9 protein-coding genes and 1 pseudogene are annotated in these 12,068 nt (G+C 28.9%); 4 read left to right on the forward strand and 6 right to left on the reverse strand.

The annotated features are described in order from the left end of the window. Window positions 1-13 precede the first annotated feature (13 nt). From Q0881_RS10765 to Q0881_RS10780, 4 genes are all read right to left on the reverse strand, one after another. Window positions 14-922 (reverse strand): helix-hairpin-helix domain-containing protein, encoded by a 909-nt coding sequence (locus tag Q0881_RS10765; protein WP_299159988.1) that lies wholly within the window; start codon window positions 920-922, stop codon window positions 14-16. A 12-nt stretch (window positions 923-934) separates the two neighbouring features. Then, window positions 935-2,509, reverse strand: a complete 1,575-nt coding sequence (locus Q0881_RS10770; protein WP_299159991.1) for an alanine/glycine:cation symporter family protein — start codon at window positions 2,507-2,509, stop codon at window positions 935-937. Window positions 2,510-2,674: 165 nt separating this feature from the next. Continuing rightward, window positions 2,675-3,676 (reverse strand): potassium channel protein, encoded by a 1,002-nt coding sequence (locus tag Q0881_RS10775; RefSeq protein ID WP_299160016.1) that lies wholly within the window; start codon window positions 3,674-3,676, stop codon window positions 2,675-2,677. Continuing rightward, window positions 3,676-3,903: a PspC domain-containing protein gene (locus Q0881_RS10780; RefSeq protein WP_299159994.1), complete on the reverse strand. Its 228-nt coding sequence runs from the start codon at window positions 3,901-3,903 to the stop codon at window positions 3,676-3,678. The genes Q0881_RS10775 and Q0881_RS10780 overlap by 1 nt, the downstream gene beginning before the upstream one ends. 110 nt (window positions 3,904-4,013) lie before the next feature. Between Q0881_RS10780 and uvrA the strand changes: the two genes are divergently transcribed. Then, window positions 4,014-6,836 carry an excinuclease ABC subunit UvrA gene (gene uvrA / locus Q0881_RS10785; protein ID WP_299159996.1) on the forward strand — a complete coding sequence of 941 codons (2,823 nt, stop codon included), beginning with the start codon at window positions 4,014-4,016 and terminating at the stop codon, window positions 6,834-6,836. A 4-nt stretch (window positions 6,837-6,840) separates the two neighbouring features. Here uvrA and Q0881_RS10790 read toward each other — a convergent pair whose 3' ends face one another. Beyond that, window positions 6,841-7,635: a tetratricopeptide repeat protein gene (locus Q0881_RS10790; protein ID WP_299159998.1), complete on the reverse strand. Its 795-nt coding sequence runs from the start codon at window positions 7,633-7,635 to the stop codon at window positions 6,841-6,843. Then, on the reverse strand, window positions 7,632-8,189 hold the full coding sequence (locus Q0881_RS10795) for a sigma-70 family RNA polymerase sigma factor (RefSeq protein ID WP_299160001.1): 558 nt from the start codon (window positions 8,187-8,189) through the stop codon (window positions 7,632-7,634). The genes Q0881_RS10790 and Q0881_RS10795 overlap by 4 nt, the downstream gene beginning before the upstream one ends. 106 nt (window positions 8,190-8,295) lie before the next feature. Here Q0881_RS10795 and Q0881_RS10800 point away from each other — a divergent pair, with 106 nt between their 5' ends. From Q0881_RS10800 to Q0881_RS10810, 3 genes and pseudogenes are all read left to right on the forward strand, one after another. Next, window positions 8,296-8,805 carry a hypothetical protein gene (locus Q0881_RS10800; protein WP_299160003.1) on the forward strand — a complete coding sequence of 170 codons (510 nt, stop codon included), beginning with the start codon at window positions 8,296-8,298 and terminating at the stop codon, window positions 8,803-8,805. A 4-nt stretch (window positions 8,806-8,809) separates the two neighbouring features. Further along, entirely contained in the window at window positions 8,810-11,461 is a 2,652-nt protein-coding gene (locus tag Q0881_RS10805; protein ID WP_299160008.1) for a CHAT domain-containing tetratricopeptide repeat protein, read from the forward strand. Between the two features lie 281 nt (window positions 11,462-11,742). Beyond that, a pseudogene (locus Q0881_RS10810) lies at window positions 11,743-12,068 on the forward strand (hypothetical protein); the annotation flags it as partial.

Consider the following 12,068-nt stretch of genomic DNA (forward strand, 5'->3'; position numbering starts at 1 on the left):
TGTTGTTGTTTGTTTATTTAGCTTCCAAATATAAAACTATTCTCCCGTACTTATCTACAGGAAATCCATCTATATTTTTTAATTCCGATATATTTTGAAGTTCTGCTACTTCATCTCTATATTCAAAGATCTTTTTACATAAGTTATAATCTATATACGGATTCTTTAGTATTTCTTTAAACGTTGCCGTATTCACATTTGTTTTTTGAATAATTGGCTTACTTTTAATACTAAATATCTGTAAAATATTATTTACTACTTCCTTATCCACCCCCCATACTTCACTTAGTTGCTCTTTATAGCTAAACCCTTGTATTTTTTTTCGGTATTTGATAATTCGTTCAGCAATAACCTCTCCTACTCCGCTTATTGTTTCTAAGTCTTGTTGTGTTGCCTTATTTATATTCGTCGTAGATAATTTTGTTTTTAAACTACTAGAGGGCTCTTCTACTAATTGTTTTTTAACGATGAAGGATTTCTTTAGTTTCTTCTGTTTATTTCTTTTTACAACCCAATCTGGAAATTTAAAATATGAGGCCATCTGTGCTAATAAAGTATCGGATACTTTTGTTATTTCCTGAAACTCTTCTTTTGAATTTACAAATCTATTCTGTTTCCTATAACTATGTAATCTATCTATTTCATCAACGGTCATACCTAATTTGTATCCTTTATAATCTGTAATATAATTTGGATTAAAAGGATAAATTTTCGGTTTTCTTTTTTCTAGTTCAATTTTCTTTAAACTATCTATGGTATTTCGAAAAACTAGTAATTCATTTGTTGTAGTATCTATTATCTGGTTTGAAGAGAAATCTACATATAAATATATTATTTGTAGTACTACTATAATTAATGCTAAAAAGAAAATCCCATTTCTTTGGCGTTTGTTATACCAGAAATGGGATTTAAAATTTTTCATTATTTATTTGTTTTATCCAGCAAAATCTTTAATTGCTTTCATATACCTAGCTAATTCATCTTTTACTTTTGGTGCTAGCATTACAATACCTATCATATTAGGAACCATCATAGCAAAAATCATTGCATCCGAGAAACCTATTACTGAGCCTAAACTTGCTGCTGAACCTATTACAACGAAAATACAAAATATAATTTTATAAGTATATTCCATTTTCTTACTTCTACCAAATAAATAAGCCCATCCTTGGAAACCATAATAAGACCAAGAAATCATCGTACTAAATGCAAATAATACTACTGCAATCGTTAACACGTATGGAAACCATGAAATTGCTGATTCAAAAGCTCCTGATGTTAGCAAAATAGCTTGAGCATCATTTAACCCTGCATTTGCTGAAGTTACATTTCCTGTTATAATTAATACCAAAGCTGTCATAGTACAAACAACAACTGTATCAATAAATGGCTCTAATAACGCCACTAATCCTTCAGATGCTGCATACTTAGTTTTCACAGCTGAATGCGCAATAGATGCAGAACCAACACCTGCTTCATTTGAGAAAGCTGCTCTTCTAAATCCTTGAACTAGTACTCCTACTGCTCCACCAGCCATTCCTTCTGGACTAAATGCTCCATTTATAATTTGCATGAAAGCATCTCCTATCATATTAATATTAGCAAAGATCACAAACAATGAAGCTGCTACATAAATAACAACCATAAACGGTACAATCTTATCTGTTACTTTGGCTATTTTCTTAATTCCTCCAATAATAACAATACCTACAAACACAGCCATAACAATTCCAAACAACCACCCTTTACCATGTAAAAACGATGCTTCTCCTCCTGTTATATTCTCTACTAATTGAAATGCTTGGTTAACCTGAAACATATTACCTCCTCCAAAAGAACCTCCAATTACGAAGATTGCAAATAAAGCTGCTAATACTTTCCCTAAAGTTTTATTTTTTAGCCCTTTTGTTAAATAATACATTGGACCACCATATACTGTTCCATCTGCTGCAATATCACGGTACTTTACACCTAATGTACATTCAACAAATTTAGAAGCCATCCCTAAAAAACCAGCTACAATCATCCAGAAAGTTGCTCCTGCACCACCTATCGATACAGCAATAGCAACACCAGCTATATTACCTAAACCTACTGTTGCTGACAACGCTGCTGTTAATGCCTGGAAGTGTGACACTTCTCCTTCATGATCCTCTATAGCTATTGTTTCTATATGATCTCCATCTGTTAAATCTCCTGCTCCATGCATAGATTCATGGTGATCTAAATCATCATATTTACCTCTTACAATATTAACAGAAGTTAAAACTCCTCTAAAATTTATAAATTTAAAATAAAATGTAAAATATAAAGCTCCTAATATTAGTGGAAATAATACCCAAAAAACTTTTATTCCTCCTCCGAAGTCTATTTGATAAAAAATTAAATTAACAAACCATCCTGTTGCATCTCCGAAGACTTCATCTATTTGTTGATCAATACCTTTTTCTTGTGCAAATGTTAACATCGGTGTTATTAATAATAACAACGCTAGAAGTTTTTTCTTCATAATATGTATGTTAGTTTTTTGAATTAGTAGCCCGCAATATCATAAAAAAATGAACTTTCGACAAGTTTTAATCGTTAAATGTATTTTTTTACTCGAGTATTCTTAAAAATTTTAGTGATTTTATCTTAATTATTTTTTTTAATATTTTATACTAAAATCTTTTTTTTAAAACAACTCTCTCAGTTTTATAATTTGCTCTGGACGCCCCAAAACAATTAAATTAGCACCTGCTGTTAATCTTACTGAAGCATCTGGATTAATTATATATTCTTTTTCTAAAGTTCTATAACCTATAACTGTACAACCTGTTTTTTTTCGTAAATCTAAATCTAAAATCGTTCTTTCTAAGTATTCTTTAGGCAGATTATCAATTGCTATTTCTTCTAAATTTGCAGTTGTATCTCCTTCTATTGTTAACCTATCAACAAACTCTATAACATCGGGTGTAACCACTAAAGACGCCATATGAGCTCCTCCTAATTTATCGGGCATTATTACATTGTCTGCTCCAGCTATTTTAAGCTTACTATAAGATGTTTCTTTTGATGCTCTACTTATTATTTTACATTTTTTATTTAATTGACTTGCGGTTAACACCACAAATAAATTATCTGCATCTGATGGTAAAGCAGTAATTAAATTACTTGCATTTAAAATACCTGCTCGAATTAATGCTTCATCGGTAGTTGCATCTCCTTCAATATTCAGCACCCCTCTATCATCCAATAATTTAACAATATTTTTATCCTTCTCTACAACAACAAAATCTTTCTTATAACTATTTAATTTAGAAATTGCTTGTTTACCATTTCTACCATAACCACAAACAATAGTATGCCCTTGTAATTTTTCTATTTTTTTTTGCACTTTTTTTATTTTTAAACGATGAAAAAATTGCCCACTTATTAAATATTCTGAAAATGATGATACTGCATAACCAAAAATGAAAAGGCTCGATAATATTAGTCCTATAGTAAAAATTTTTTCTCCTGTTCCAAATGGATGTACTTCGCCAAAACCTATAGTCGTAATTGTTATCACGGTCATATATAAGGCATCAATAAACGAATAATCAAACAATATAAAATACCCTCCTACTCCAATCCCTAAGATTAGTATCGAAAAAATAATTGCTTTGTATAACCTTGATCGGAATATAGTATTCATCATAAATCAAAAACAGAAGTTCTTTTTGTATAAATCATATCTTTTAAACGCAATAAAAACGCAAGAGTTAGGTATAAACCAAACGATAAACCTATGGTTACAAAAGATATATAAATAAAAAACAAACGCACATTGGTTGTTCTCATCCCTAGACGGTCTGCAAACCTAGAAGAGACAGCAAAACCGTGTCGTTCAAAAAAATGACGTACTGAATGTATGAATTGCATATTTACTCGTTTTAATTGCAAGATACCAATTTACAGTCATTTGTTAACAACATCGGCTTTAAAATAAGTTTGGTTTTGGTAACTTTGCTTTTTTCTGTAAAATAGGTATTTTGAAAGAACAAGAATACATTGAAGTATACGGAGCTAGAGCTCATAATTTAAAAAACATTGACGTAAAAATTCCACGCGAAAAACTAGTTGTAATTACTGGTTTAAGTGGTAGTGGTAAATCATCATTAGCTTTTGATACTATTTATGCCGAAGGACAACGTAGGTATATTGAAACATTTTCGGCTTATGCACGTCAATTTTTAGGAGGTTTAGAAAGACCCGATGTTGATAAAATCGACGGACTTTCTCCTGTAATTTCTATTGAACAAAAAACTACCAATAAAAGTCCACGTTCCACCGTAGGTACTATTACAGAAATTTACGATTTTTTACGATTACTTTTTTCTCGTGCTGCAGATGCCTATTCTTATAACACAGGCGAGAAAATGGTTAGCTATTCTGATGAGCAAATAAAAAAATTAATTTTAAAAGATTTTGCTGATAAACGTATAGCTGTTCTTGCACCTTTAATTAAATCTAGAAAAGGACATTATCGCGAATTATTTGAACAAATATCTAAACAAGGTTTTGTTCGTGTACGTGTTGATGGTGAGATTAAAGAAATTGAAAAAGGAATGAAACTTGATCGATATAAAACTCACGATATTGAAGTGGTTATTGATCGTTTAGTTGTAAACTCTTCCGCAGAAAAAAGATTAGAAGAAACCATAAAAACTGCACTATATACGGGTGATAATATTTTAATGGTTATTGATGTTGATAATGAAAAGCCTCGCTATTTTAGTAGAGAGTTAATGTGCCCTACATCCGGTATTGCATATCCAAATCCTGAGCCAAATACTTTCTCTTTTAATTCACCAAAAGGAGCTTGTTCAAATTGTAATGGTCTTGGAATTACGAATGAGATTAATCAATTAAAAATAATTCCAGATACTAGTATTTCTATAAAAAATGGAGGTATTGTTCCTTTAGGAGAACAAAAAAGTAGTTGGATTTTCAAACAACTTGAAAGTATTGCCGAACGATATAAGTTCAAACTAAACGATCCTATTAAAAAGATTCCTAAGGAAGCCATGGAAATTATTTTACATGGTGGAAAGGAAAAATTTGAAATACAATCTAAAACTGCTGGAGTAACTAGAAAATATGAAATTGACTTTGAAGGAATTATTTCTTTTATTGAAAATCAATATAAAAATGCCGAAAGTTCTTCTATAAAAAGATGGGCTAAAGGTTTTATGGATGAAGTTACTTGCTCTACTTGCGAAGGTAATAGACTAAAAAAAGAAGCACTTCATTTTAAAATCACCAATAAAAGCATTAGTGATTTAGCACAAATGGATGTGTTAGAATTAGCTGATTGGTTTACGAAAGTTGATAAAAAACTATCCGAAAAACAATTAATAATAGCTTCTGAAATTTTAAAAGAAATTAGAACAAGAATTCAGTTCTTATTAGATGTTGGTCTTGACTATTTAACCATTGATAGAACCTCAAAATCTTTATCTGGAGGAGAAGCACAACGTATTCGATTAGCTACACAAATTGGCTCTCAGCTAGTAGGTGTTTTATACATTTTAGATGAACCTAGTATAGGTTTACACCAACGAGATAATGAAAAACTTATTAACTCTCTTATAAAACTTCGAGATGTTGGAAATTCTGTTTTAGTTGTTGAACACGACAAAGACATGATTGAGCAAGCCGATTTTGTATTAGATATTGGTCCTGGTGCAGGACGACACGGTGGTGAAATTGTAAGTGAAGGTACTTTTGAAGATTTAAAATCGCACGATACTTTAACTGCTGATTATTTAACTGCACGAAAAGAAATTGCCGTTCCTAAAGAAAGAAGAAAAGGAAATGGGAACACGATTAAGCTTTCTGGTGCTAGCGGTAACAACCTAAAAAATGTTAGTGTTACTTTTCCATTAGGACAAATGATTTGTGTTACAGGTGTTTCCGGTAGTGGTAAATCTACTTTAATAAACGAAACCTTATACCCCATTTTAAATGCTCATATTTATAGAGGTGTAAAAAAACCAATGCCTTATAAAAAAATTGAAGGCTTAGAGCATGTTGATAAAGTTATAGATATTGATCAATCTCCAATTGGAAGAACTCCAAGATCTAACCCAGCTACGTACACAGGTACATTTGGTGAAATTAGAAGTTTGTTTGCAAAAACCCCTGAGGCTGCAATTAGAGGTTATAAACCTGGTCGTTTTAGTTTTAATGTAAAAGGAGGTCGTTGCGAAACTTGTCAAGGAGGTGGCGTTCGTGTTATTGAAATGAATTTTTTACCAGATGTTCATGTAGAATGTGAAACTTGTCAAGGAAAACGATTTAATAGAGAAACTTTAGAGATTAGATACAAAGGAAAATCTATTTCTGATATTTTAGAAATGACCATTAATGAGGCTACACAGTTTTTTGAACACATTCCGAAAATATTTAGAAAATTAAAAACCATTAAAGATGTTGGTTTAGGTTATATTACCTTAGGACAACAATCTACTACGCTTTCTGGTGGTGAAGCACAACGTATTAAATTAGCTTCAGAATTATCTAAAAGAGATACTGGAAATACTTTTTATATTTTAGATGAACCGACTACTGGTTTACATTTTGAAGATATTCGTGTTTTAATGGATGTATTAAACAAACTAACCGACAAAGGAAATACTGTATTAATTATTGAACATAATCTAGATGTTATTAAACTTGCCGATTATATTATTGATGTTGGAATGGAAGGCGGAAAAGGTGGTGGACAAATATTAACTACTGGTTCTCCTGAAAAAGTAGCAAAACATAAAACTAGCTATACTGCTAAGTTTTTAAAAAAAGAACTAAACTAGATGATTAATCTAGTTTAGTTAATAATTCTTCTGCTTTTTGATATTTAAAATAGTTGTTTTCTATAATGAATTCTAGCTGTTTTTTCGCTTTCTCTATTTGCTTAGATTTTATAAATAATAAACTCTTGTACCAATAGCCTTTTTGTGCGTCTATTAAATCGCTATTTATTAAAGCATTTAATGTTGTTTCTGCTTCTACAAACTTATCCAATTCTATTTGACAAATGGCAGTGTACAAGTAGATCGATGCCGTATTTTTATTACTAGGCAGTACTTTTATAAAAATGGGCAAAGCTTCTGCATATTTTTTTTCTTTAAAATACGTCTCTCCTTCTATTAAACTCTGCACTAAATCTCCTTCACCTCTACTTATATTAGAATACAATTCATTTGGTTGAATATATTCCGCATACAATTCATTGGGTGCTGTCTTTACTGTAAAGAACAAACTATAAGCCGTAAAAATCAAAGCTACACTAGCAGCTGCCAAATAAATTAACTTTACGGTGCTTTTTTTAGGCTTCTTATATTCTTCTTGAGCTAATGAAATAGATTCCTTTATCTCTTTTATTGCATCGCTTTTAAAAATAGCTTCTAATTCTTCAACCTCTTCTGAATTAACATTTTCAGAAAAACTCCAATCATTTTCGTTTAATGTTTCAAAAAGTTCTTTTTCAAAAACTACTTTTTCTTTAAAGCTAGCATCCACAGACATTTGCTCTAAAAAACCTTTTCTTTCATCTTCTGAAAGTTGATTTTTTAAATATTTTTCGATTAATATATCTTCTTCTAAACTCATAATTCTATTAATGAATTATACCTTTTATCTTCTTTAATCAATTCTGTAAGTTTTTTCTTACATTTAAAAACACGTTGTCTTACTACTGTTTCCGAACTATACTCTGTACTCTCTACTATTTCTGCATAGGGCACTTTTGCAAAAAAATACGATAATATTTTTCTACAATTTTCAGAAATCTTATCTAGTTTTTCAACAAAAAGCTCCTGCCTTTTTAACTCTAAATAAGCTAAGGAATTATCTCGCTCTTCACTTACCAGTTCAACAATTTCATCATTTGTTACCTTGCTTTTATGTTTATTTAACTCTCTACGCCATAAGTTTTTACAAACGGTGTATAAATATGCATTAAAACTAGATTTTATTTGAAATTTCTCTTTCTTATATCTAACAGCAATTTGGAGTAATGCTTTCTGAAAAATATCTTCAGCGTCTGCAATTCCTCCTTTATTTTGAAGCACAAATTTTTTTACAGAAGTAAAATTCTCTTGATAAATTATATTTATTTTCTTAGAGTCCCCATCAATAAGTGCTTTTAAAAAAACGTCTCCCATTATTTTAAATAATTATTGATAGGCTAAAATAAACTTTTATATTTGAAACGGGTAACATTTTTTGTTCTTAGGAACAAGAAAGTAAGAAAACAAAATATTTTATATTATGAAAAAATTGAATTTAACATTCAAAATCACGCTATTATTTTTAGCTTTTTTAACCTGTAGTTTTATTGCAAAAACTAATACTAATTTAGCAACAAACTATAAGAAAAATATTACAAAAGAAACTACAATACAATACACTAATAAAGTATTAATAATGTTTCCTATCGGAACAACTCCTTTGCAAAAATCTCAAACAAGATCCTGTATTGCAAGCAGTTTAGGATCTATAATAAACCAAATTACTCCATGTCCTAATAACCCTAATGTGGAAGTAATAACCTTTTCTAATTTAAGAATAATAATACAACCAACTACAGATATCGGGTATGAAGGTGATGATGATGATGAAGTATTAGAACAAACTGTTTATGATTCTTCTTTTAAAACGATTACCGAAGAAGAATTACATATAAAAATAGGTCAATGCCCTAACATATTTGCTCATTCTTTAAATATCTTTGATTGTTTAGGCCCATTACCAATAGACCCAACTAACATAGGACAATAAAAACATGAAAAATATACTATCTCTCTTTTTTATTTCTTTTATTTCTTTTAATGCAAGTGGACAAACTTATACGGAAAAAAAAGGGGATAGTATATTAAATAGTATTCAAATAAAAAATGGCAACTATGCAAAGATTGCTCATGATATTTCTTTTTATTTTTATAAAAAAAAGAAAGACTATCCTTTAGCTATAAAATATGGGAAAATAGAAATAAATACTATTGAACAAAATCTCATTAAAAAAGATAGTATTTATTGTAATGCATTATATAATCTAGGTAAATTTTACTACAGGTTAAAAGACTATCAAAATGCAATTATATATTATTCAAAAGCTATAAAAACCAATGACTTCCCTTTAAAAAAAGCACAATCATATTGTGCCTTAGCAAAATGCTATAGAGCAACTGGAGATTTATATAAATCTTTTAATTATTATTTAAAGGGTATTCCTTTAATGAAAAAACATGCTCCTTTAAGAAACTTCATCTCTCTTTCTATTGTTTTTTCACGTGTTTGTAAAGAAATAGGAACTAACAAAAGTAATAAGAAAGGAATTTCTTATTTAAAAGTAGCAGATAGTATATTAAATGTTAAACCCGAATTACAAAGCCCTATTAAATTTTACTCTCTAAATGTTAATTTAGCAAACTTGTATGCTTCTAAAAGTTCCTATAACTACAAAAAAGCTAAATATTATTATACTAAAAATCTAAATAGAGCTTTATTAGAAAACAATAGATTAGTTAAAGCAAATTCTTACCTTAATTTAGGAGAGCTTTATTTTAATAAAGGAAATGATAGTTGCTTGTATTTTTTAAAACAAAGTTCTCTATTTAATGTTAAGTTAAAAACAATAACATCTGAAACTTACAGGAACTTAGCTAATTATTATACCTCAAAAGAAGATTACATTAAAGCTTTAAAAAACATAAAAAGATCTTTAAATGTTAGTTTTAATGTTAATAAGAATGAAACCATTCCTTCATTATCAAATAATTCTTTACTAAAAATTTTAGAAAAAAGAAATGTAGTCAGAGCTATAAAAAGTAAAATAGAAATTTTAATTCATCTATATAGAAAAACTAAAAATTCTGAATACTTAAATAAAGCTCTTAAAACAGTTAATGTTGCAGATAAATTAATTGCGATAACCATAGAGTATAGTACAGAAAATGATACTCATTTTTTATGGAGGCAAGTGGTTTCTGACATATATACGCTTGGCGTGCATATATCTCAATTACTTAACAATGGTTCTTTAATGTTTAATTTTATAGAAAAAAATAAAGCTTTTTTATTAGCTACAGATATTAGTAGTAGTATTAAAAACTTTAAACTCCCTTTCAAAGTAGCGAATAAAGATCTTGCTTTCAAAAAAAGTATTCTACAACTAGAAAACAATAACACAACTAATCAAATAAAAGATTCGCTATTTAACTTAAAAGAAAAATATACTTTTTTTAAAGACTCTATCAAGAAAATATATCCTCAATACGATGCCTCTAAAAAAAATAGAATATTAATTTCTTTAAATCAAGTAACAGAACAGCTACCTAGTAATGAAATTATAATATCTTATGCTTTGAATCACTTAATTTATGGAAAAGAAAAAACTGCTTTGTTTGGCTTATTAATCACAAATAAAAAAAACATCCCTTTTAAAATCAAAGATGCTACAGGAGTTTTAAAATTACTAAAAGATTATAAAACACTTATTTCTAAACCTCTGGTTAAAAAAAATGAGCTTGATAATTTTAAAAAAAATTCCGCTTCTCTATATGAATTATTATTTCCTTCTAAAGAGATTAGAGAACTTATTAAAAGTAAAAACATAACTATAGTTCCTGATATAAACCTTGAAAACATTCCTTTTGAAGCTTTAAATATCAATAAAAAAGAACTACGTTATTTAATAGAAGAATGTAATATTAGTTATGCTTATTCTGTTTCTTTTTCTGCGTTTAATTCTACTCTTAGAAGAGAAACAACAACAGATTTTATTGGTTTTGCTCCTATTGATTTTAAAAACTCTCAAAAATCTTCTTTAAAATACTCAAACAACGAAATAACGAATATTAACAGTTTACTAGACGGAGATATTTATACACATGTTGATGCTAATAAAGAAAACTTTATAAAACAAAGCTCTCAATCTAAAATCATTCACCTTGCAACACATGCAAGCTCAAAAGGAAATCCTTTTATTAATTTTCACGATAAAAAACTCGAATTACACGAATTATACACATACAAAAACAATGCTGATTTAGTTGTTTTAAGTGCTTGCGAAACCAATTTAGGAGAAATTAAAAAAGGAGAAGGTGTTTTAAGCTTGGCTAGAGGTTTCTTTTATTCTGGAGCTAACGCTGTAATTTCCTCTCTTTGGAGTGTTAATGACTCCTCTACATCTTTTTTAATGGAAAATTTTTATACCAATTTAAAAAAGAAACAATCTAAAATTGATGCTTTAAGTAATGCGAAAAGAACTTATTTACAATCGCATTCATTATCTGAAAAATCTCCATATTACTGGGCTTCCTTTGTTTTAATTGGTGATACTACCGCTACTTTTAAAACAAATTATTTCCACTATTTACTTCCTATTATTTTAGGCCTGTCGTTTTTTTTATTTTTTTTCAAAAAAAAAGGGTAACAAATAATAAAGCATTGAACTGTATTAAAAATGACGTTTAAAAAGAAAAAATCGCTTTACAATGGGAATCTTGCTATAAAAACAAATTTGATGCTATTTAGATAAAAAGGGGTAACAAATAGCAAAGTATTGAACTAAATTAAAAGTAATACTTAAAAAAATCGCTATGAAGAAAAATAAATTTGGAATATAACAAATTACTTACATTTTATTTTAACACGGAAGTTTCACTAAAAAATAGTTTTTTTTAGTATTGCTATATAACCTAACATTAAATACTTTTGAAAGACACATTAATAAATTTAGTACAGAAATTATTACGCCGAAATCGCATATCTTTTGATAAAGAAGAATTATCATTTCAAATACAAAGTCATCCTTCCTACCCAAGTTTACATGCTATAACAGGAGTGTTAGATCATTTTAATATTGAAAATGTTGCAGCGGATGTACCTGTAAATACAGAAACACTTTTACAATTACCAGATTGTTTTATAGCACAAGTAAATACAGCGCAAGGAAAAGATTTAATTGTTGTAGAAAGAAAAGGCTTAGATTATACTTTATACAATACAGAAAATAAAAAAGAGAAACTTTCAGAAGATGA

Source organism: uncultured Tenacibaculum sp., assembly GCF_947494125.1.
Lineage (GTDB): Bacteria > Bacteroidota > Bacteroidia > Flavobacteriales > Flavobacteriaceae > Polaribacter.